Origin of the sequence: Streptomyces sp. NPDC101776 (genome assembly GCF_044766845.1) — a bacterium.
Lineage (GTDB): Bacteria > Actinomycetota > Actinomycetes > Streptomycetales > Streptomycetaceae > Streptomyces.
On the sequence record NZ_JBIWMV010000002.1, the window covers coordinates 206,580 to 227,569 of the forward strand.

At 69.6% G+C, this 20,990-nt stretch carries 18 protein-coding genes and 1 pseudogene; 4 read left to right on the plus strand and 15 right to left on the minus strand.

All coding sequences use genetic code 11. From position 1 onward, the window contains the following. Positions 1–51: 51 nt before the first annotated feature. From ACIRRY_RS06700 to ACIRRY_RS06755, 12 genes are all read right to left on the minus strand, one after another. Positions 52–1,413, minus strand: a complete 1,362-nt coding sequence (locus ACIRRY_RS06700) for a protein phosphatase 2C domain-containing protein (RefSeq protein WP_403968696.1) — start codon at positions 1,411–1,413, stop codon at positions 52–54. Further along, positions 1,414–3,933: a tetratricopeptide repeat protein gene (locus ACIRRY_RS06705; RefSeq protein ID WP_403968698.1), complete on the minus strand. Its 2,520-nt coding sequence runs from the start codon at positions 3,931–3,933 to the stop codon at positions 1,414–1,416. A 26-nt stretch (positions 3,934–3,959) separates the two neighbouring features. Further along, positions 3,960–5,261: a hypothetical protein gene (locus ACIRRY_RS06710; protein ID WP_403968700.1), complete on the minus strand. Its 1,302-nt coding sequence runs from the start codon at positions 5,259–5,261 to the stop codon at positions 3,960–3,962. Between the two features lie 99 nt (positions 5,262–5,360). Then, the gene (locus ACIRRY_RS06715) at positions 5,361–6,368 is read right to left on the minus strand and encodes a glutamate ABC transporter substrate-binding protein (RefSeq protein ID WP_403968702.1); all 1,008 of its coding nucleotides are present in this window, start codon (positions 6,366–6,368) and stop codon (positions 5,361–5,363) included. Positions 6,369–6,430: 62 nt separating this feature from the next. Further along, complete coding sequence (locus ACIRRY_RS06720) at positions 6,431–7,876, minus strand: hypothetical protein (RefSeq protein WP_403968704.1); 1,446 nt, start codon at positions 7,874–7,876, stop codon at positions 6,431–6,433. 185 nt (positions 7,877–8,061) lie between these two features. After that, positions 8,062–9,033, minus strand: coding sequence for an N-acetylglucosamine kinase (locus ACIRRY_RS06725; RefSeq protein ID WP_403968706.1), 972 nt, complete (start codon positions 9,031–9,033; stop codon positions 8,062–8,064). Further along, on the minus strand, positions 9,024–10,289 hold the full coding sequence (locus ACIRRY_RS06730) for a 6-phospho-beta-glucosidase (protein WP_403968708.1): 1,266 nt from the start codon (positions 10,287–10,289) through the stop codon (positions 9,024–9,026). Before ACIRRY_RS06730 ends, ACIRRY_RS06725 begins: the two co-directional genes overlap by 10 nt. A gap of 6 nt (positions 10,290–10,295) precedes the next feature. After that, positions 10,296–11,189 carry a carbohydrate ABC transporter permease gene (locus ACIRRY_RS06735; RefSeq protein ID WP_403968710.1) on the minus strand — a complete coding sequence of 298 codons (894 nt, stop codon included), beginning with the start codon at positions 11,187–11,189 and terminating at the stop codon, positions 10,296–10,298. 3 nt (positions 11,190–11,192) lie between these two features. Continuing rightward, positions 11,193–12,161 (minus strand): carbohydrate ABC transporter permease, encoded by a 969-nt coding sequence (locus tag ACIRRY_RS06740; RefSeq protein ID WP_403968712.1) that lies wholly within the window; start codon positions 12,159–12,161, stop codon positions 11,193–11,195. Positions 12,162–12,168: 7 nt separating this feature from the next. Beyond that, positions 12,169–13,512, minus strand: coding sequence for an ABC transporter substrate-binding protein (locus tag ACIRRY_RS06745; RefSeq protein ID WP_403968714.1), 1,344 nt, complete (start codon positions 13,510–13,512; stop codon positions 12,169–12,171). A gap of 163 nt (positions 13,513–13,675) precedes the next feature. Beyond that, positions 13,676–14,908 (minus strand): ROK family protein, encoded by a 1,233-nt coding sequence (locus tag ACIRRY_RS06750; protein ID WP_403968716.1) that lies wholly within the window; start codon positions 14,906–14,908, stop codon positions 13,676–13,678. 216 nt (positions 14,909–15,124) lie between these two features. Next, entirely contained in the window at positions 15,125–15,958 is an 834-nt protein-coding gene (locus tag ACIRRY_RS06755; protein ID WP_403968718.1) for a hypothetical protein, read from the minus strand. A 370-nt stretch (positions 15,959–16,328) separates the two neighbouring features. Between ACIRRY_RS06755 and ACIRRY_RS06760 the strand changes: the two genes are divergently transcribed. After that, positions 16,329–16,907: a hypothetical protein gene (locus tag ACIRRY_RS06760; protein WP_403968720.1), complete on the plus strand. Its 579-nt coding sequence runs from the start codon at positions 16,329–16,331 to the stop codon at positions 16,905–16,907. A 164-nt stretch (positions 16,908–17,071) separates the two neighbouring features. Next, positions 17,072–17,512: a cytidine deaminase gene (locus tag ACIRRY_RS06765; protein WP_403968721.1), complete on the plus strand. Its 441-nt coding sequence runs from the start codon at positions 17,072–17,074 to the stop codon at positions 17,510–17,512. Positions 17,513–17,532: 20 nt separating this feature from the next. Here ACIRRY_RS06765 and ACIRRY_RS06770 read toward each other — a convergent pair whose 3' ends face one another. Next, the gene (locus tag ACIRRY_RS06770; protein ID WP_403968723.1) at positions 17,533–17,706 is read right to left on the minus strand and encodes a DUF397 domain-containing protein; all 174 of its coding nucleotides are present in this window, start codon (positions 17,704–17,706) and stop codon (positions 17,533–17,535) included. A 52-nt stretch (positions 17,707–17,758) separates the two neighbouring features. Here ACIRRY_RS06770 and ACIRRY_RS06775 point away from each other — a divergent pair, with 52 nt between their 5' ends. Next, the gene (locus ACIRRY_RS06775) at positions 17,759–18,043 is read left to right on the plus strand and encodes a hypothetical protein (RefSeq protein ID WP_403968725.1); all 285 of its coding nucleotides are present in this window, start codon (positions 17,759–17,761) and stop codon (positions 18,041–18,043) included. Between the two features lie 145 nt (positions 18,044–18,188). Next, a pseudogene (locus ACIRRY_RS06780) lies at positions 18,189–18,692 on the plus strand (GNAT family N-acetyltransferase); the annotation flags it as partial. A 330-nt stretch (positions 18,693–19,022) separates the two neighbouring features. On the opposite strand, the gene ACIRRY_RS06785 reads toward ACIRRY_RS06780, so the two are convergent. Together ACIRRY_RS06785 and ACIRRY_RS06790 are read right to left on the minus strand one after the other, a co-directional pair. Further along, positions 19,023–19,649 carry a Uma2 family endonuclease gene (locus ACIRRY_RS06785; protein WP_403968727.1) on the minus strand — a complete coding sequence of 209 codons (627 nt, stop codon included), beginning with the start codon at positions 19,647–19,649 and terminating at the stop codon, positions 19,023–19,025. A gap of 190 nt (positions 19,650–19,839) precedes the next feature. Next, positions 19,840–20,931 carry a mechanosensitive ion channel family protein gene (locus ACIRRY_RS06790; protein WP_403968728.1) on the minus strand — a complete coding sequence of 364 codons (1,092 nt, stop codon included), beginning with the start codon at positions 20,929–20,931 and terminating at the stop codon, positions 19,840–19,842. Positions 20,932–20,990: the final 59 nt, after the last annotated feature.

Genomic DNA, 20,990 nt, shown 5'->3' on the forward strand with positions numbered 1-20,990 from the left:
TATGTGCGGACCGGTCCCCTCCGGTCCGAGACCGTCCCCGTTTGTCTGGCCTCAGCCGGATACTGCCCCTTGCGAGGGGGCGGGGAACGGCACGACGGCCACTGTTACGTTGTCGTGGCCCCCGCCGTCCAGTGCGTGGCCGACCAGGACCTGGGCGCTGTGCAGTGGGCGGAGCGCCGCGTCCGGAGGGACGACCTCGGCCATCTCCTCGGCGGACTCCGCGTAGTTCCACAGCCCGTCCGTGCACACCACCACCACACCAGGCCGGTCGGGCTTGAAGGAAGCGGTGTGCGGCTCCAGTTCGTACGCGTCCGCGCCGAGCCAGCCGGTGATCGCGTGGGCGCGCTCGTCGGCGTAGGCCTCCGCCTCGCTCATCAGGCCCGCGGCGACCATCTGGGCCGCCCACGAGTCGTCCTCGGTGAGCCGGGCCGGCGGTGAACTGCGGTCCACCGGGATCCAGTAGGCGCGGCTGTCGCCGACCCAGCCGACGACCAGGAGGGTCGGGGTGACGATGGAACCGACCAGCGTGCAGGCCGGCGCGTTCTGGTGCGGGGCGTGCTCGCGGGCCGTCGCGGGCTCCTGGGCAAGGGAGTTGACCGCGTGCGAGGCCGCGACGATCGCCTCGTGCATCGCCTGCTGCGGATGCGTCCCCTGCGGCAGCGCGGTCAGCAGCGCCTCGCCCGCCTGCCGCGAGGCGGCCAACGAGGCCGCGTCGGGCCGCGTCGCCGAGGACACCCCGTCACACACGACGGCGACGAGCGCGGGCGCCCCGTCCGGCAGCACACACTGTCCTACGGCGAAGGCGTCCTCGTTGCGATGGTGCCGCAGCCCGCGGTCGCTGACCGCCGCGAGCGGGCCCAACTCCTGTTCCATGTGGTCGCGTTCGCGGGGCTGGGCGTGCCCGCAGTTCTCGCAGTAGCCGTCCGGGTCCACCCGGCCCGAGCGGCAGGCCACGCACACCTTGACGCCCGCACCGGCGGTCGGCGGATCGGCGGCGACCCGCGGGTCCGGCGCCTGCAGGGGGTACTCGTCGGGCTCCGGCGGCCGGTCGAACCGTACGCCGGTGGCCGGGGAGAGCGGTGAACCGGTGGGCGGCAAAGGGGCGTTGGGCGGCAGCGGCGCGTGCGACGCCAGCGGGGTGCCGCCCGAGTCGGTGCCGGGCAGGTCGGTGGGCAGATGGACCGTCGGCGCGGTCTCGGCGCCCTCCGGCTGGGGTACCACGGGCCAGTTCACGTCCGTGGCCTCCTCGGGCGGGAGCGGCACCGCGCCGTTCATGGTGAGCGTCGGGTGGTCGTCCGGCGGCGCGGGCACGGCGGACAGGTCGTATCCGCACGCGCCGCAGAAGCGGTCGCCCGACTCGAGCGGCTCCTCGCAGCTCGGGCAGGCGGAGAGCTGGGGCATCTGCGACATCAACTACACCCACGTCCGGGGGCGGTAACGGTTGGCACGTTCCACCAGGTCGATCCTCTCCTCGCCGCCCCGTGCCAGCCGGGCCAGCGTGCGGTACGAACGCTCCAGGCCGAAGCGGAGTCCCCGCTCGTCCAGTTCGCTGCCGAGCAGCTCCCGCCGCGTGAGCGGCACGGAACCCTGGCCTCCGGAGAGTATCCAGTCGAGGGCCCGGCCGAGGACCTCGGCCGACAACCGCTCGCGCCGGACCGCGTCCAGACCGTATCCCTCCAGCGCTTCCACCTGTCCGGCGGCCGCGGTCAGATCGTCCAGGAACGGCGTGTCGTCGGCCGCCGCGGCCCGCTCCCGAAGCCGTGCCCGTACGGCGGCCACCCGCGCGGCCGTGTAGTGGATGGATGCCTCGGGCACCGATTCCAGCGTGCGTACGGAGCCGGGCCGGTCGCCGGTCGCGAACTGGACGCGGGCCAGGCCGAAGGCCGCGCTCACATAGCTCGGGTCGGTCGACCACACCAGCCGGTAGTACTCGGCCGCGTTGTCCAGCTGCTCCAGCACCTCGGCGCACAGCCCCAGCGCCAGCTTCGGCGCGGGCTCGCCCGGGAAGGCGTCGTAGATCGCGTCGAAGGACAGCGCGGCGGCCTCGAAGTCACGGGTCGCCAGCGCGGCCACGCCCGTGTACCAGACCACCCGCCAGTCGTCGGGCCGCTCGTCCTCCAGCTTCGTCAGGGCGTCCAGCGCGGTGTACGAGTCGCCGTTCTCCAGCCAGGCCCTGATCTGCCGCAGCCGGGTCTCCACGGACGGCGAGGGCGCGGACGCGAGCGCGCCGAGCAGTTCGGTCGCCGCGGTCGCCATCAGGCCCGCCAGGAAGCCCGCGTTGGGGTCGGCCGGGTCGACGTGCGGGACGGGCAGGGCGAGCGCCACGGCGGGGGAGTCGATCTGCCTGACGACGCTCGGCGCACCGCCGTTGAGTCTCGTCGACTCGGCGTCGGCACGGGGCCGTTCGGCGAGCGCCGTGCCGTTCCGCTTCGGCGGCCGGGCCGCCCGCGCCCCCAGCGACGACACGTCCCCGTCCAGCGTGGGGAACAACTCCGTGTCCGTGACCTTCAGTTCGGGGCCGAACAGGGTCGACAGGGACGGGCGGGCCCGCCCGGTCTGGAGCGAGACGACCTCGCGCAGCACGCCCGTCAACTGCTCGGCCATCTCCTGCGCGGAGGCGAACCGGCGGGCCGGGTCGGGGTCGGTGGCGCGCACCAGGAGCCGGTAGAACGACTCGTAGCGGCGGAACACCTCGATGTTGTCCGGGTCGGGCAGCGAGTCCACGAAGACGTTCGTGTAGCCCTGGAAGTCGAAGGTCATCACCGCGAGCGTGCGGGCGACCGTGTACAGGTCGCTCGCCACCGACGGGCCGACCTCCGCGACCTCCGGCGCCTGATAGCCCACCGTGCCGTAGATGGCCGACTCGTCGTCGTCCATCCTGCGCACCGCGCCCATGTCGATCAGCTTGAGCTGGTCCTCGGTCTGGATCGCGTTGTCGACCTTGAAGTCGCAGTACAGCAGGTTGCGGCTGTGCAGATGACCGAGCGCCTCCAGGGCCTCGATGCCGTACGCGCAGGCCTGCTCCACCGGCAGCGGATCGCGCTTCCCGGTCTCCGTGCGACGGTCGTTGGCGATCTCCTTGAGGGACTTGCCGCCGACGTACTCCATGACGATGTACCCGTCCAGCGAACCCGTCCGCTGGTCCAGGTGCTCCACGAAGTTGTAGATCCGCACGATGTTGGCGTGCTCGATCTCGGCGAGGAAGCGCCGCTCGGAGATCGCCGCCTCCATCGCGTCCTGGTCGCCGGTGTCGAGGAGGCCCTTGAGGACCACCCAGCGGTCGGAGACCGCGCGGTCCACGGCGAGATAGACCCAGCCCAGACCGCCGTGCGCCAGACAGCCCGCGACCTCGTACTGGCCGTGCACGACATCGCCCTCGGCCAGCTTCGGCGAGAACGAGTACGGGTTGCCGCACTTGGTGCAGAAGCCCTCCGTGCGCCCCGGGCTGTCCCCGCGCGAACGCCCCACCGGCGCACCGCAGTCCGAGCGCGAGCAGAACCGCTTGCGCTCGGGCACCTCCGGGTTCTCCAGGACCATCCCGCGCGGGTCGGGCCGCGGCACCCCGGGCACCTGCACCAGACCGACCCCGAGCCGGCCGCGGCTGGAGGTCCCCGACGAGGAGCCGGAGCTGCGCACCGACACCGAACGGCCCGTGGACCGGCCCGACTCCGAGCGCGAGAGCCGCCCCGACACCGAGCGCCGGGACTTCGACGACTGCGACGACGTACGCGAACTGCGGCTGCTGGTACGGGAACTGGCGCTTCCGCGCGACCCCTTGCCGCTGGCCATCCCGGTGGGCGGTGAACTGATCGCACCGTTCGCCGCGACCACCGGCGCCAAGCCGCACGTGTCGCAGTACAGCTCGCCGCCGCCGACGTCCTCGTACGACCCCTCGCAGCCCGGCCGCTGACACTTCCGCTGTGCCTCACCCATGACCGACCCCGCTTCTCCCTCGTCACTCACGCGCCCGGCCCCCTCTGGTCCTCGGGTTCGCTCTGCGGCCGTGTCCGCGGAGCGTTGAACTGCTCGGCGGCGGCGTGCTGGTAGCGCAGCACCGCCTGTTCGGCGACGCGCAGGTCGCAGGGCGCGCTCCACAGCATGCGGCGCGCCGCGTCGTACCGCTCGATGAGCAGCGGGTCCTCCGCGAGGCCGTGCCGGGCGACCTTCGCCTTGTACGCGTCGAGGCGGCCGCGCAGCTCCGCGCGGACCGCCAGCGGCTGGGTCACCGCGGTCAACGACTCGCGGGCGCGCAGCAGTTCGTCCTCCGCCTTCTGCTCCAGGGACTCCAGGAGCGGCGACAAACGGTGCCACTGGGCGTGTCTGCGGTACTCGGCGGCCGTCGACAACTGCTCCTGGAGCACGGTCGGCGGTCCGCCGACGACCGGCACCTCCGTGGCGGCGATCTTCGCGAGGACCTCACCGCGCGCGGTGCGCGCCTCGGCGAGCGTACGGTCCGCGCGGGAGAGCACGTCCCGCAGCTTCACCAGCCGCGCCTCCGCGTCCTGCCGCACGGTCAGCACGGCGTCGATCTCGCGGCGCACGTCCTCCAGGGCGCGCGCCTCCCGGTCGTAGACCGTCGTGTCGGGCCGGCCGCCGCCGGGGGCCGAACTGCCCTGCGCCTTTATCCAGAAAGCCAGCGGATCGGACACCACGCGCTCGCGCAGCTCGGTCAGCACGCGGGTGATGCGCTCCAGGTCGTCGCCCGCCGGGTGCTCGCCCGGGCGGACCCCGACGGAGTGGGCGAGCTGCCGGGTGCGGTGCAACTCCGCGGCCAGTAAATCGATCCGGGCGGGCAGCGCCGACCACACCGCGTCGGAGGTGACGACCATGTCCAGCGAGTTCGCGTACAGGTCGTTCATCTCGTCGACGAGCGTGCTCAGCGAGTACTGGTGACTCAGCTTGCTCGAACCGCCGGTCAGCGTCGGCATGTTGGCCGTCGCCGTGGTGGATCCGGCGACCGTGACGGAGTCGCCGCGCAGCAATTCGGTCAGCTCGACCAGGTCCTCACGGCTGGACCAGCGGCGCCGGGAGCGGATGCTCTGGGCGGCGTGGAACGCGTCCGTGTACGCGTCGAAGTACGCCCACAGCAGCGTGATCGCCGCGTCCGTGGACGCCCAGCGCTCCTTGGTCGTCCCGGTCAGCTGGGCGCCTTCGAGGAGTCTGCGGCCCGCGTGGTCCTGGAGAGCGAGGAGCGAGGTCTCGATGGCCTCGTGCTCCGCGCCGAGCCGCGCCAGCGCACGGTCCACCTCGTCCCGGTCCATTACCGGCCCGGGGGGTCCCGTGACGCCGCCCATCGATCACCTCTCGCTGCGTTGTGTTCTGTCGGAAGTCCGTTGTGTCGTTCGGTGGTTGACGGTTCGTCACTTGTAGTGCGGGGTGGGCGGGTCGGCGGACGACGAGTCCTTGCCCAGGGTGGGCAGCAGCCATTTCGTGTAGGACGCGTGCCAGCCGTCGGCGCTGGTGCGGTAGGTCTCCAGTATTCGGTTGACCCGCTGCACCAGGTCGGTGGCGCTCTTGTTCATGGCCACGCCGTAGTACTCGGTGGTGAAGGGGGTGCCCTTCAGCTCCACCGTGGGGTCCTGCGCGGCCTGGCTCGCGGCGAGCGCGCCGTCGGTCACCACCGCGTCCGCCTGGCCGAGTTGGAGCTCCACCAGGCAGTCGAGCTGGTTGGGGACGGCCGCCAGGATGTCGACCGTGGCGGGGATCTTGTGGCCCTTGTCCGCGAGCAGATGCTTGTTCGCCGTGGAGCCCTTCGCCGAGCAGACCCTCTTGTGGGCGAGGGTGTCGTCGTAACCCTTGATCGTCGACACCTTCGGGGCGAGGACCTGCTGGCCGGTGACGAAGTACGGCGCGGAGAAGGCGACCTGCTCGGCGCGGTCGCAGGTGATCGTCATGGTGCGGACGACCATGTCGACGCGCTTCTTCTGGAGCGCCAGGACGCGCTGGTCGGTCGGGATGGCCAGCAGCCGGACCTTGTCGGCGCTGTAGGAGCTGCCGAAGATGTTCTTGGCGATGGCGTGCACGAGGTCGATGTCGAAGCCCTCAAGCTCACCGGAGCTGTTGGGGTTGAGGTAGCCCCACCGGTAGCTGTTCTGGTCGACGCCCACGTTCAGGTAGCCGCGCTCCCTGATGGCACTGATCGTGCTGCCCTCGGCGTCCGACGGGGCCGGGCTCTGGTCCTGGATCGTGCTCTCGTCGCACGCGGGGGCCTTGGCCTGGATGCCCTGGACCATGCGCTGTCCGCCGAGGTCCGCACCGGCCTCGCCGCGTGACTGGGTGAGCGGCAGCAGCAGGACGAAGGCGACGGCGAGGACGCAGACGACCGCCATCGCGCCCACCCCGCCCCAGCCCCGCAGACCGGCCCGCATACGTCGTACAGCGCTCAGGCGGCGAAAAAAGTCACTCCGTGCCCGCATCGTCACGCCCCCTTTCACCGGTACTCCGACAGCCTGCGCCCGATGCCCAGGACGGCGCCGGCCGCGCCGAGCGCCGCGAGCACCGCGGCGCCCACGGTGAGGCCGGTCATGGCGTCCAGACCGTCACCCGCCGACCGCTGGAACTCTTTCGTCTCCTGCTTCAGCGCGAGGTTCAGCGAACTGTCCACGGACGTGAAGCACTCGGCCGTCGACTTGTCGTCGCCGATGACACCGCTGCGCGCCTTCTGGTAGTTGCCCTCGTCGTTGGCCTTGCTGACTTCCTTGTGACGGGAGATCCACACCGTCATGGAGTCGTTGGCCACCGCGACGGGCTTGCGGCCCGCGGAGTCGTCGGCGAGCGAGTCGGCCAGTTTCAGGCCCTTGCCCAGCGTGGCGATCTCCTGGTCGTACCCCCAGTCGTAGGCGTCCACGACCGTCTTGTCCGGGAGCGTCTTCGTCTCCGCGCCGCGGCTGACCAGGATCAGGTTCTCGTCGCTGCGCGCCTTCAGGGAGGCGATCCGGGCGTCGTGCAGCACGTTGAGCGACTTGACCCCGTGGTCGTAGGAGTCGTTCAGGCCCGCGCGGGCGAAGGTGTGGCCGACGACCACCCACAGCAGGACGACCGCGGTGGTGGCCGAGGCGGCGACCAGGCCGTGGTTCAACACCCGGTTCGTGCGCTGGTAGTTGCGCCGCTGGGCCCAGGCCAGACCGCCGAGCGCGAGGAGCCCGAGGGCGATCGCGAACCACGGGTACGGCGTCGCGTTCCCGTAGTCGGCGCTCAGCCGCTCGTTCTCGTTGTCGTAGAGAGCCTCGGCCTTCGGGAGCATCTGCTTCTGCATGGTGTCGTTCGCGGCGCGCAGATAGGCGCCGCCCACCGGGAAGCCCTGCCGGTTGTTGGCGCGGGCCGACTCGACCAACCCCTTGTACTGCGGCAGGAGTTCGTTGAGCTGCCTGATGGTGGTCGCGGACGACGAGCCCGGGTCGGTGTTGGCGGCCGCGGTGACGAGCTTCGCGGCCGCCGTCCTGATGTCCTGCTCGTACTGCTTGCGGGTCGCCGGGGACTCCTGCAGACCGGCCAGATAGCCGGTGGCCGCCATCGTGTTGGCGTCGGCGAGCGAGCGGTATATGTCCGCCGCGTCCGAGGTGAGCGGCTGGCTGTGGTGCAGCACGTCGCCGGCCGCCGTCGCCCGGCTGTCGGTCTGCCAGGCGGTGACCACGCCGAAGGCGACCACCAGCAGGGCCAGCAGCGCGCCGATGGCCCGCAGCCGCCCCGGCTCGGTGGTGGCGGCCGCGCGCAACTGGTCGACACCCTCGGCGAGCGCCGTACGGCGCGCGGGTGTCGTGTCCGGCGTACGCCGGGGCGCGGGCGCCACCGGGCGGCCCGACTGCGCCGGCAGCACCGGAATCGTGGGCACGGCGGTGCCCGGTGGTGCCGCACTGGTCTTCGGCGGTTCTGTCACTGCTGACCTCCCCCAGGGTCATCCCGTCGCCGCAAGTATCGCCGCCAGGACTGACATTCCGCACGGGCCTTCACTGGATCTTGATCGGATCGCAGCGTGAGCACCGGATTTCCGGCACCACACAACGCCCCGCACCGCCCCCCTGTCCATGAATACGCCGTGGGAATCTGTTCGGTTCCCGGGTGTCAGTGCTCGTAGTAGGCCCTGGCCCGCGCATGTGCCCCGGCCGGAACGCCCACGTGGTCCAGGCCCAGCAGGACGGCGCCGAGCACCGGCCGCGCGGTGACGACCGTGGCCACCGCCTTGGGCGCGCGGGCGGCCAGCAACTCCCTTATACGGTCGTCCAGTTGGGGGTGCCGGGCGGCGAGGACGCTGCCGCCGAGCAGCACCGGCGCCTCCTCGTCGAGCAGGTCCAGGCGGGTCAGCGCGACGGTCGCCATCGCCACCACCTCCTCCGCCATCCGGTCCACGATCGAGCTGGCCACCGGGTCGCCGTCCGCCGCCGTCGCGAACAGCACCGGTGTCAACTCGTGCCGCCGCTCGTGCGTGACGTGTTCGAGATGCAGCGCCTCGATGAGGCCGTACATCGTGTCCAGGCCGAAATACGCCGGGAGCGTACGCGCCAGGGCGGTGGGGCCGCCGCGGCCGTCCTCGGCGCGGGCGGCGTGCCACAGGGCCTCCTCCGCCAGGCCCCAACCCCCGCCCCAGTCACCGGAGATACGGCCGATCGCCGGGAAGCGCGCGGTGCGGCCGTCGGGCCGCATGCCCGCGCAGTTGATGCCGGCCCCGCACACCACGGCGACTCCGCGCGGCTCGGTGATCCCGGCCCGCAGCACCGCGAACGTGTCGTTGCGCACCTCCACACTCGTGCCCCACGCGCGCGTGCGCAGCGCGGCGGCCAACTGCTCCTCCTCCACGGGGAAGTCGGCGTTGGCGAGACAGGCCGACACATGCTCGACGCCGCTCACCCCTGCCTCCGCGAAGGCACGGGCGACGGCTTCCGCCACGTTGTCCACGGCCGTCTCGATGCCCACGACCGGGGGCCGGAACCCGCCGCCGCGGGCCGTGGCGAGGACTTCTCCGTCGGCCGCCACGACCGCGACGTCGGTCTTGCTGTTGCCCGCGTCTACGGCGAGGACACTTGCGGTCAGGCCCACGCGAGGTGCTCCCGGTTGTGCGCGATCAGCTGGTCGGTCAGGGCTTCGGCGTACTCGTACTGGCCGATCAGGGGATGCGAGAGCAGCGCCTTGAACACCCGGTCCCGGCCACCGCGCAGCGCGGCCTCCAGGGCGAGGTCCTCGTACGCCGTCACATTGGCCGTCAACCCCGCGTACAGCGGGTCGACTTCGGTGACGGGGAGCGGGGTGGCGCCCTTCGAGCCGACGGCCGCCTGCACCTCGATCACCGCGTCGTCCGGCAGGAACGGCAGCGTGCCCTTGTTGTACGTGTTCACCACCTGGTAGGGACTCCCGCCCCCGCCGAGCAGCGCGGCGGCCAGGTCCACGGCGGCCTCCGAGTAGTAGGCACCCCCGCGCTTGGCGAGCAGCGCGGGCTTCTCGTCGAGCGCCGGATCGGCGTACATCTTGAGCAAGTTCCGTTCCATCTCGGCCACTTGGGAGGCCCGCGACGGCTTCGTGCGGAGTTCCCGTACGACCTCGTCGTGCGCGTAGAAGTAGCGCAGGTAGTACGACGGGACGACGCCGAGCCGGTCGAGCAGCACCCGGGGCAGGCTCAGGTCGGTGGCGATGTCGTCGCCGAACTCGCCGAGCAGCTTGGGCAGGACGTTCTCGCCCTCGGGACCGCCGAGCCGCACACCGGTCTCCCAGGTGAGGTGGTTGAGGCCCACATGGTCGAGGTGCACATCACTGGGGGAGATCCCGAGGAGTCCGGCGAACTTCCGCTGGAAGCCGATCGCCACGTTGCACAGCCCGACGGCCTTGTGGCCGGCCTGGAGCAGGGCGCGGGTCACGATCCCCACCGGGTTGGTGAAGTCGATGATCCAGGCGTTCGGGTTCGCGCGGCGGACCCGTTCCGCGATGTCGAGAACCACCGGTACGGTCCGCAGCGCCTTGGCGAGGCCGCCCGCACCGGTCGTCTCCTGACCGACGCAGCCGCACTCCAGCGGCCAGGTCTCGTCCTGCTCGCGGGCCGCCTGCCCGCCGACGCGGAGCTGGAGCAGCACCGCGTCGGCGCCCTCGACACCGGCGTCCAGGTCGGAGGTCGTGACGATCTTGCCGGGGTGTCCCTGCTTGGCGAAGATCCGGCGGGCCAACCCGCCCACCAGCTCCAGCCGTTCGGGCGCCGGGTCCACGAGGACGAGTTCCTCGACGGGCAGGGTGTCCCTCAACCGGGCGAAGCCGTCGATGAGTTCGGGTGTGTAGGTCGAGCCTCCGCCGACCACGGCGAGTTTCATTCGTGGTTAACCCTTCACTCCGGTGAGCGTGACGCCCTCGACGAACGCCTTCTGCGCGAAGAAGAACACGAGGATCACGGGGGCCATGACCAGCACGGTCGCGGCCATGGTGAGATTCCAGTCGGTGTGGTGCGCGCCCTTGAACGACTCCAGGCCGTAACTCAGCGTCCAGGCACCGGGGTTCTCGGAGGCGTAGATCTGCGGCCCGAAGTAGTCGTTCCAGGCGTAGAAGAACTGGAAGAGCGCCACGGCCGCGATCCCCGGCTTGGCCATCGGCAGGACGACCCGCACGAGCGTCTTGAAGTCGCCGCAGCCGTCGACCTTCGCCGCGTCCAGGTACTCGTTCGGGATGGTCATCAGGAACTGGCGAAGCAGGAAGATCGAGAACGCGTCCCCGAACGCCATCGGGATGATCAGCGGCCACAGTGTGCCCGAGAGGTCCAACTGCTTCGACCAGAACAGGTACATGGGGATGATGACGACCTGCGGCGGCAGCATCATCATCGAGATGACCAGCATCAGGGACAGATTCCGGCCCCGGAAGCGGAACTTGGCGAGCGCGTACGCCACCGGGATCGAGGACACGACGGTCAGGACGGTGCCGAGACCGGCGTAGATCAGCGTGTTCTTCCACCAGGTGAGGAAGCCCGGGGTGTCGAAGACCTTGCGGTAGTTGCCCCATTCCCAGGTGTGCGGGATCAGGTCGCGGCTGAGGGCCTGGCTGTCGCTCATCAGCGAGGTCAGGAACACGAACACGAAGGGGAGGGTGAAGAAGAGCGCGGCGGCGACGCCGAGCGAGTGGATCGCGATCCACTCCATGAACGCCTTGCGGCGGGCGGTGCGCTCGGCGGGGGTCACCGGCGCCCGCAACTCCACGGGCTTGTCGAGTACTTGGGCCATGGGTCAGTCACCTGCCAGGTTGAGCCCGCCCCGGCGCCGCATCAGGAACGCGGTGAACACCATCGACAGGGCGAAGAGGACGAGTGCCACCACGCAGGCCGAGCCGTAGTCGAAGCGCTGGAAGCCGAGGTTGTAGACGAGTTGGGGAAGGGTGAGCGTGGACTTCTCCGGGTAGCCGGGCTCGAACTGCGTGCCCGCGCCCTGGATGACGCCCGACGCGACCTTCCCGGCGATGAGGGGCTGTGTGTAGTACTGCATGGTCTGGATCACGCCGGTGACCACGGCGAACATCACGATGGGCGAGATGTTCGGCAGCGTCACGTACCGGAACCGCTGCCAGGCCGACGCGCCGTCCAACTCGGCCGCCTCGTACTGCTCCTGGGGTACGTCGAGCAGCGCGGCCATGAAGATGACCATGAGGTCGCCGATGCCCCAGAGGGCGAGCAGGGTGAGCGCCGGCTTGGACCAGGTGGGGTCGTTGAACCAGCCGGGGGCCGGGATGCCGACCTTCTCCAGGATCGAGTTGACGGGCCCGGTACCGGGGTTGAGGAGGAACGCGAACGCCATCGTCGCCGCGACCGGCGGGGCGAGGTACGGCAGGTAGAAGAGCGTGCGGAAGACGCCCGTCGCCGTCTTGATCTTGGTGATCAACAGGCCGACGCCGAGCCCGAACACGACCCGCAGCGAGACCATCACCACGACCAGCCACAGGGTGTTGCGCATCGCGGGCCAGAAGTACGGATAGTTCTTGAAGACGTACGTCCAGTTCTTCGTCCCCACCCACGTCGGCGGCTTGAAGCCGTCGTAGTGCATGAACGAGAAATAGACCGTCGAGATCAGCGGATACGCGAAGAAGACCGCGAAGCCGATCAGCCAGGGCGACATGAAGGCGAGAGTGCGAAGCGCTTGTTTCCGCTGTTTCGCGGCGAGGCCGGGCGGGCGGCGCTTCTTCGCCAGGGTGACTGTGCTCATGCTGCGGCTACTTCGCCTGCGCGATGTCGGTGTCGATCTGCTTGGCCGTGCTCTTCAGGGCCGAGTCGAGATCCTTCACCTTGCCGCTCTCGTAGTCGTAGCCGAGGTTCTGGATGGTCGTCAGATACACACCGCCGTTGATGGAGGCGGGACTTGTCGTCGAGTACTGGTTCGACGCGATGTCCAGGAAGGTCTTGAAGCGCGGGTCGTACTTCAGCTTCGGGGACTTGAGGGCGGCGAGGGTGGAGGGCACGTTGTGGATGGCGTTGGAGAAGCCGACCACCGCGTCCGTGTCCGTGGTGATGTACTTGACGAACTCCCAAGCGGCGTTCTGCTTCTTGCTGTTGGCGGCGATCCCGGTGATCGTGCCGGTGATGTAGCCCTTGCCGTACTGGGCGGCCTGGTCGTCCGGGACGGGCAGCGGGGCAACTCCGATGTCCAGCTTGGGATTCGCGGCCACGGCCATCCCGAGCCGCCACTCACCGTCGAGCTGCATCGCGACCTGGCCGGTGTGGAAGGGGTGCTTGTCGCCCCACTCGTCGCCGAGCGTGGAGCGGTAGCTCTCCAGCTTCTTGAATCCGCCGAGTTCGTCGACGAGCTTCTTCTGGAGGGTGAACCCGGCCTTGAAGGCGGGGTCCGTGGCGAGCGCCGAGTTTCCGCTCTTGTCGAAGTACGTCGGCGAGAACTGCGCGAAGATGTGCTCGGTCGTGGTCTCCCAGCCGTGGTAGTCCGGCATGAACCCGAGCTGCGAGTACGAGTCGCCCTTGCTGATCGTCAACTTCTTGGCGTCGGCCTCGAATTCGGACCAGGTCTTGGGCGGGCTGGTGATGCCGGCCTTCTTGAACTCCGTCTTGTTGTAGTAGAGCCCGTACGCGTCGCCCAGCAGGGGAGCGGTGCAGCGGTTCCCGTCGAACTGGGTGTACTCGTTCATCGCCTTCGGGAACGTGGTCTCCGGGTCGATGCCGTCCTTCTTGAACAAGGGGTTGAGATCGACGAGGGCGCCCGACGAACAGAACTTGCCCACGTTGTTCGTGGTGAACGACGAGATCACGTCGGGGGACTTGCCACCGCCGGTGCGCAGCGCCTGGTTGATCTTGTCGTCGGTCATGTTGCCGACGACGTTCACATGGATGTTGGGGTGCGCCTTCTCGAATCCGGCGACCAGCGACTTCACGGCGCTCAGCTCGGAGTCGGCGCTCCAGGCGTGCCAGAAGTTGATGGTGACGTCCTTCGAGGCGTCGTCGGAGGCACCGGACGAGGACTGGCCCGTACAGGCGGTGGCGAGCAGGGCGAAGGAGGCGGTGGCGGCGAGCGCGACAGCCGCTTTCCGGTTCCGGGACGTTACAGGCATCTTCCGGGATGTTCCGGGCATGACGAAGTCTCCCAAGGGCGGGGCGGGGCAAGGTGGTTGGGGAAGCCGGGGTGGGTCGGGGTGAGCCGGAGCCGGTCTGGGGGAACCGGAGTCGGTGCGGGGAACCGGGGTCGGTACGGGAACCGGGGTCGGTCGGGTGGTCTCAGCGCGAGGTGTCGAAGACCTCGTCGCGGGTCGTTGCCAGCGCGCTCTCCAACGCGCCGCGCAGCACGGGCTGTTCATGGACGTCGCCGACGACGAGCCGGGGGCGTGACGCCGCCAGCTCCTCCAACTCGGCCTGGACGAGGGCACGTAGGGGCTCGCCGCCGGCGGCCAGCGAGGCACCGCTGAGGACGACGAGTTCGGGGTCTAGTACGGAGACGAGCGAGGCGAGACCGGTCGCGAGGTGGGTCGCGTAGATCTCCAGGAGCTGCCGCTGGGGACCGCTGGTGTGGTCGGCGGCGGTGGCGACGAGGGCGGCGGCGACCTCGGCGTAGGGACCCGTCGGAATCTCGGTGATGCCGAGTTCGCGGGCGAGTTGGGGCAGGGCCTGGGATCCGGCCAGTGCCTGGTAACCACCGCTGTTGGCCTTGGTCACGTGACGGACCAGGGGCGCGCCGGGCACCGGCAGGAAGCCGACCTCGCCCGCGCCGCCGGTCCAGCCGCGGTGCAGCCGGCCGCCGAGGACCAGGGCGGCGCCGAGGCCGCCCTCGTTCCACAGCAGCACGAAGTCGCCGTGCCCGCGGGCCGCGCCGAGCCGCTGCTCGGCTATGGCGACCAGGTTCACGTCGTTCTCGTACTCCACCGGCATCGGCAGCGCGGCGGCGAGTTCGTCGAGGATGGCGGGGGAGTGCCAGCCCGGCAGGTGCGAGGCGTAGCGCAGCCGGCCGGTGTTGGGGTCGAAGGCGCCGGGGGTGCCGATGACGAGGCGGTGGACGTCGTCGCGGGCGAGCCCGGCGGCTTTCACCGCGCCGTCGAGGGCATCCGTCACCTGCCGTACGACGGGCTGGGCGGGCCGCCGGCCGGGGGTGGCGAGCTCGAACTCGCCCACCGTACGGCCGGTGACGTCGGCGACGGCGGCGCGGATGCGCTCCGGCGTGACGTCGAGCCCGGCGGCGTGTGCGGCGCCCGGATTGACCACGTAGAGCTGGGCGTTGGGTCCCGGGCGCCCCTCGCTCGTCCCGGTGGCGAGGACGAGCCCGGCCGCTTCGAGCCGGGCGAGGAGCTGGGAGGCGGTCGGCTTGGAGAGGCCGGTGAGCTTGCCGATCCGGGTACGGGACAGCGGGCCGTGCTCCAGCAGGAGGTCGAGGGCGGCGCGGTCGTTCATGGCGCGCAGGACGCGGGGGGTGCCCGGGGTGCTGGTACCGGTGCCCGGGGTGCCGGAGGTTCCTGCCATGTCGTACGCCACCTGCCTCTCGAACTCTCGTCGAACCCTCGAAACCCTCGAACGTCCGAACCGCACAGCCTGTCACGTGATCACTGTTAGGAAAGTTTCCTATTGGGTGGAAGGAACGTAAGCCCGAGGCGAAGGGGGCGTCAATAGAGACCGCCCCCGAGGCAACAGACTCGTTACCTGCGGGGGCGGTGGGAGGGGTGCTGGGACGTACGGGTGTTACTTGACGTCGATGTAGTCACCGGCGGCGGTGGCCGCGCCGGTGGTGGCGGTGCCGGCGAAGACGTAGCGGAAGTACCCGTCCTGCGCGGCCTTCACGGTCGTCGTCAGCGCACCGCTCTTGCCGGTGGTGACCGTCTTGACGGTGGTGTAGGTGCTCGAACTCTTCGCGCGGAACTGCAACTTGGCGGGCTGGGACACATACCCGGTGTAGGTGCCGTTCTCCCAGTCGGCCCGGGTGAGCTTGCCGGTGACCGTGATGGTCTTCCCCTTCTTCACCGGCTCCGGGGAGGCGTTGGCGGTGAGCTTGGCGGCGCGCTGGATCTTGACCTTGCCCTTGCCGCCCCAGGCCGCGAAGTCGGTGGAGTAGCTGATCTGCTCGTCCGAGTCGTCCAGGTCGGCGTCGACGTGGGCATAGACACCGGCGACGTTCCAGGTGGTCGCGTCGGCCGTCTCGTACAGGCTGTCCTCGGGGTCGATCACGATCGTGTCGGAGCAGGACTCGGTGACCGTGGTGTCCGTCGTCGCGGTCGTCGTGCACGTCGGAGCCAGGCCGGCGTCGAGCTCGTTGTCGGAGTCCGCGAGCGATCCGCGGTAGAGCATGACCCCGGCGAACGTCGTCTTGTAGTCGATCGTCACGGTGGACGGCCGCGTCAGCGTGTAGGTGACGGGCACCTTCACCGTCGCGGTCGTCCCCACGACGATCGCCTTCCCCTTGTTGACCGTCACACCGGAGAAGACCAGGGCCGGCGACGCGGCCTGCGCGAGCGGCGCAGCCAGACCGGTCAGGGCCAGGGCACCGCTCAGGGCGGCGCCGATGGCGAGCTTCCTCATTCTTGTCCCCACATTCGAAACGGACCCCTGGGCATTGCGCTCCAGAACAAGGGCCCGTCGTGGGCCGACCTTAGGCATGGCGACCCTGCGATGAAAATGAGTTGAGCCTGTGAAGGTGATCGCATCACGGCTTCGTCACGATGGACAAAGCCGCAGGTGGGAGCGGGGTGGTGAGGATTCCCCCGATCTGCCGCAATTGCGCTGTGCGTGGGGCTCTTTGCGGCCGCTACGGCTCCGCCGCCGAGGCCGATTCGTGACGTCACGGCCGTGGGCTGCCAGCCACCTCACAGCATCCTGACTTTTGATCAACCCCGTTTGCGGGCGGCGGAGAACGGGGCGGGGCGGGGTGTGGGGCATGAAGGTGTGGGGCATGAAGGTGTGGGTGGGGTGCTGGTGGGAGGCGGTGTGCGCGCTCGCCGTACCCATGGTGATCCAGGTCGGCTTCCGGCTCTGGGACCAGGGCGGCGACTGGGGTGCGGTGGGCGAGATCGCTGCGACATGGGTCGCGGGCACCGTCGTATGGGCCGCCGTGGCATGGCTGTCGCTACGACACCGGGCGCACAGGTCGGGCATCGCCCTCGCCTCCGATGCCCTCGCCGCCCACCAGACCCGCCGACTCCGCGTCCTACGGCCCTCGGTGGGCTTGCGCGCGGAGCTGAAGTCGTCGCCCCGCGCCTCCGTCACCGCGGAGAAGGGCCGCGAGGAGATCTGGTTCCACTGGCGTCCGGGCCGCCGTAACCGCACGGTCTGGGGTTCGATCGCCTTCGACGAGGGGGCGGGGACGGTCCGGCTCGATCTGCGGGCGAGCGGGGTGTACACGGGGTCTTCGGGGTTGCGGCGGGGGGCGTCTTTTGTGGCGTTGTGTCAGGTGGCCGGGGGGTTGGGGTTGAGCGAGGAGAACGAGAACGAGAACGAGGGTGAGGGGGCGGGGGAGGCCCGGGTGGCGTAGGTCTTCATTCGGTCGGGTCGAGCGGTGGTGGGGGCGTGCCGTCGCTTCGGTGCGCTCGTTCCGCGACGTCGTCCGGCGGAACGAGCGAGCACACCGCCGATATCCGCTTGCGCACCCTCACCGCTCGGGTCAACGTCGCCTGACACCCGACGAAGGCGGAGAAGATGACCACGCACGTCCACCCGGTCGACCACGAACTCATCCAGGCCGCGGCACACGTCGCGCGCACGCGCTGCCGTGGAGACAACCACACCATGGCGGCCGCGGCCCGCGCCCGGGACGGCCGGATCGTCACGGCGGTGAACGCGTACCACTTCACCGGTGGTCCCTGTGCCGAACTGGTCGTCATCGGCACGGCGGCGGCCCAGGGCATCTACGAGCTGGACACGATGGTCGCCGTGGGCGACCGGGACCGGGGGGTGGTTCCGCCGTGCGGCCGATGCCGACAAGCCCTTCTCGACTACTTTCCCGCCCTCAAGGTCATCGTCGGCGAGGGCGACCACGTCCGAACCGTCGCGGTCACCGAGCTGCTGCCCGAGAGTTACGTCTGGGCCGACCATCAACTCGACGAGCTCGACGAGCTCGACGAGCTCGACGCCGAGTAGGCCGTTGTCTTGATCCCCGGTCAGTGCAGAGTTGCCGTGAACCTCGTCCAAGTGGTGGGGGCCAGGCGGAGTATCGGGCCGCCCGGGGTCTTGGAGTCGCGGATGGCTATCGTGCCGAGGATGTTGCGAGCGACTTCGAGGCACTCGTTGGATGGTGTGCCGTAACTGGACTTCGTGAAGTTGAACTCGGGCACGGCTCACATCTCCTTGCGCAGGCTGTCGATGAGGGTCACTTGGGTTCTACGAATGCGTCAAATCATCCGCGCAACAGGCGACTTCTGCCTGGCCGTCCCCTGTGTCAGGCTGCGATGTCGCGGCTTCGCATCACCGATCTACTCGGCCAGGCAATGGGAATGCGCGGCCGGGGCTGTATCGGTGAAAGAGGCGGAAATCCATCAGGAGAAAATCTCCTGGGAGGTGGCGGGTCGAGATGCTGTCTTGGCCGGCGCCGGAGATTTCCAAAAAATGTTGGATGACGCGAACCCAGAAATATCCCGTAGCGCGCGAGATCTGCTGTCGATTCTTGCGTGACCTCGCGGTGATTTCCGGCTGAGGAAAACGGTGTCGGCGGCTCCCCACTGGTCTGGCTTCAGGGGAGCCGCCAGCCTGCCGCAGGCCGCGCCGCTCGGACAATCCCCGTGCGCCCCGGTCGCCCCGCGTGATACTCCTCCCTGCCATGAACGATCTCGTGACGGCACGGCTCGTGCTGCACCCCATGACCGTCGGCGAAGCCGAGCGAGTGGTGGCGGGCGAGCCGGACGGCGGTGACCGATGGGGACCCGAATACCCCACCGACGGGGACGTGTTCGCCGCCAAGCGCTTCCTCGGCACCTGCGCGGCCACCAGCGATCCCCAGCCGTTCGGCAACTATGAGATCCGGCGCCGGGAGGACGATCGGGCGATCGGCGGCGTCGGCTTCCACGGACCCGTAGACGCGAACGGCAGCGTCACGATCGGCTACGGCATCGTCCCGTCGGCCCAGGGGCAGGGATACGCCTCCGAGGCTCTCCGCACACTGCTGCTGTTCGCGCGGACACAGGGAATGCGGACACAGGGAATCACGTGCGTGAAGGGCGACGCCGACCACGACAACATCGCGTCGCACCGCGTCATGCTGGCAGCGGGCATGCGGCCGGCCGGACAGGACGAAGGCGTCCGATACTTCGAGATGACCTGGACGGGTGAACTGTCCTGGTACGGCGTCCGATGCGTGTTCCGGCATGGCGAACTCGGGGTCTACGAAGAGCGGTTGACCCTGTGGCGGGCCCGGTCGCTCGAAGAGGCCATCGAGCGTGGGGAGTTGGAGGCGCGCGGGTACTGCGCGGACCTCGACGGCGTGGAGTACGTCGACTTCGCCGAGGCGTACCGGATGGGCGGCGAGCCGGGAGAGGGCGCCGAGGTCTTCTCCCTCATGCGGGAGAGCGGGTTGCCTGCGGGCGAGTATGTGGGGCGGTTCTTCGCCACGGGGGCGGAGCGGACGGGGAGTTGAGGCGTACGCGCGGCCTCGGGCTCAGTTGTCCAGGAAGGGCGCCGTGTCCAGGGTGGGGTACGGGGCCGGGAGGACGAGGGGATTGCCCAGGCCGACCTTGGACTCGGCATCGTAGTACGCCTCTTTGGGATCGTCGCCGGGGAGAACGGGGGCGGTGTAGCAGTGGGCCGTCTTCGTGTTCCGGTTGATCAGGATGTAGATCGGCACTCCGGCGGCGGCGTAGGTACGGAGTTTCGGGCCGGTGTCCGTCTCGTGGTTGGTGGAGGTGACCTCACCGACCAGGGCGATCATGTCGATGGGGTACCAGCCCCTGTGGGCTTTCAGATATGAGTCGTCGAGCTCGCTCGGCCTGCGTCGACGGACGTAGAAGTCCGGGATGAGCAGGGCCATCGTGGTGCCGTCCTTGTGGGCGGCTCGGTAGCCGTTGCCCATGCCCACCAGGCGGTGTCCGGCGACACGGAACTGGAAAAACAGTTCCCCCGCGCCGTCGTTGTGATTGTCGTTCGGTGCCGGCGGCACGATGGCCATCCCCTCGACGTACTCGGGTCGAATCGGCGTCGTCGACGCCTCCTCGATCGCGATCAGCAGATCGATGGGGTCCTGCTGCGTCTGCGTCATGACCGGCTCCATGATGGGTTCGGCGCTCATCGATGCTTCTCCCTCGTCACGCTGATGCCAGGCTACGCCCGTGCCGGGTGCCTCGGCAGAACGCTGAGGCATCCGGACACGCCGCGACCTGCGATTCCGCCCCCGTTCACTCGAACGAGCGTGCTGAACCGTTCCGCCCGCGCCCCGAGTTCCGCGCCCCGCGTACGCCCCCGTACACCTACCGCCACACCTACCGCGTCGAAGGCCGCGCCGAAGAAATGGGCGAAGCGGCCGCCACCTGAGGCGAGTCCGTATTCGAGTACACCGAAGGCGCGGCCACCGCCTCCGTGGGGTCCGCCACGTCGTCCACCGGATCCGCCGTCGCCCCGCCCACGATCCGGATGTTCGCCTCGTCGAAGGCCCGCTTCACCCGCCACCGCAGCTCTCGCTCGACGGTGACCGACTTGCCCGGCATGGTCTTCGCGGAGAGGCGGACGACCATCGAGTCGATCAACACGCTGTCGAGGCCCAGGACCTCGATCGGACCCCAGAGCAGCTCGTTCCAGGGTTCTTCCTTGCTCATCTTCTCCGTGACCGCGTCGAGCGTCGCCTTCACCCGGTCCAGGTTCTCCGACGCGCGGACGGTGACGTCGACGCCCGCCGTGGCCCAGCCCTGGGAGAGGTTGCCGATGCGCTTGACCTCGCCGTTGCGGACGTACCAGATCTCGCCGTTGTCGCCGCGCAGTTTGGTCACGCGCAGGCCGACCTCGATGACCTCGCCGGCGGCGACCCCCGCGTCGATCTGGTCGCCGACGCCGTACTGGTCCTCAAGGATCATGAAGACGCCGGAGAGGAAGTCCGTGACGAGGTTGCGGGCGCCGAAACCGATCGCCACGCCCGCCACACCGGCCGACGCCAACAAAGGGGCGAGGTTGATCTCGAAGGTGCCCAGGATCATCAGCGCGGCCGTGCCCAGGATCACGAAGGACGCCACCGAGCGGAGGACCGAGCCGATCGCCTGGGAGCGCTGGCGGCGGCGCTCGGCGTTCACGAGCAGTCCGCCCAGCGCCGTGCCGTCCACCGACTCGACCGTGCGGTTCATCCGGTCTATCAGCTTGGTGATCGCCCGCCGCACCGTCATTCTCAGGACCGCCGCGATCACCACGATCAGCAGCACCCGGAGCCCGATCGCCAGCCATGTGGACCAGTTCTGCTCGACCCAGCTCGCTGCGTTGGTCGCGCTCTCCTGGGCGTCCTGGAGCGAGGGCACGGTCACCGCTGTCTCCGAGGGGCTCGGAGTCGGCGACGGCGTGGCGGCCAGTAGGACGGCGGACAAGGACACGGCAGGTACCTCCAGGTGCTGCGTCTGTCCTCCGGCGTCGTCCGACAGGGGCAAGGTCA

What these genes read in the sequence shown, in the direction of transcription:
- ACIRRY_RS06785 (WP_403968727.1), bottom strand. Translation starts at nt 19,649, where the DNA reads ATGAGCGCCGAACCCATCATGGAGCCGGTCATGACGCAGACGCAGCAG.
- ACIRRY_RS06745 (WP_403968714.1), bottom strand. Translation starts at nt 13,512, where the DNA reads ATGCCTGTAACGTCCCGGAACCGGAAAGCGGCTGTCGCGCTCGCCGCC.
- ACIRRY_RS06755 (WP_403968718.1), bottom strand. Translation starts at nt 15,958, where the DNA reads ATGAGGAAGCTCGCCATCGGCGCCGCCCTGAGCGGTGCCCTGGCCCTG.
- ACIRRY_RS06705 (WP_403968698.1), bottom strand. Translation starts at nt 3,933, where the DNA reads ATGGGTGAGGCACAGCGGAAGTGTCAGCGGCCGGGCTGCGAGGGGTCG.
- ACIRRY_RS06750 (WP_403968716.1), bottom strand. Translation starts at nt 14,908, where the DNA reads ATGGCAGGAACCTCCGGCACCCCGGGCACCGGTACCAGCACCCCGGGC.
- ACIRRY_RS06760 (WP_403968720.1), top strand. Translation starts at nt 16,329, where the DNA reads ATGAAGGTGTGGGTGGGGTGCTGGTGGGAGGCGGTGTGCGCGCTCGCC.
- ACIRRY_RS06715 (WP_403968702.1), bottom strand. Translation starts at nt 6,368, where the DNA reads ATGCGGGCCGGTCTGCGGGGCTGGGGCGGGGTGGGCGCGATGGCGGTC.
- ACIRRY_RS06710 (WP_403968700.1), bottom strand. Translation starts at nt 5,261, where the DNA reads ATGGACCGGGACGAGGTGGACCGTGCGCTGGCGCGGCTCGGCGCGGAG.
- ACIRRY_RS06740 (WP_403968712.1), bottom strand. Translation starts at nt 12,161, where the DNA reads ATGAGCACAGTCACCCTGGCGAAGAAGCGCCGCCCGCCCGGCCTCGCC.
- ACIRRY_RS06765 (WP_403968721.1), top strand. Translation starts at nt 17,072, where the DNA reads ATGACCACGCACGTCCACCCGGTCGACCACGAACTCATCCAGGCCGCG.
- ACIRRY_RS06735 (WP_403968710.1), bottom strand. Translation starts at nt 11,189, where the DNA reads ATGGCCCAAGTACTCGACAAGCCCGTGGAGTTGCGGGCGCCGGTGACC.
- ACIRRY_RS06775 (WP_403968725.1), top strand. Translation starts at nt 17,759, where the DNA reads ATGCGTCAAATCATCCGCGCAACAGGCGACTTCTGCCTGGCCGTCCCC.
- ACIRRY_RS06730 (WP_403968708.1), bottom strand. Translation starts at nt 10,289, where the DNA reads ATGAAACTCGCCGTGGTCGGCGGAGGCTCGACCTACACACCCGAACTC.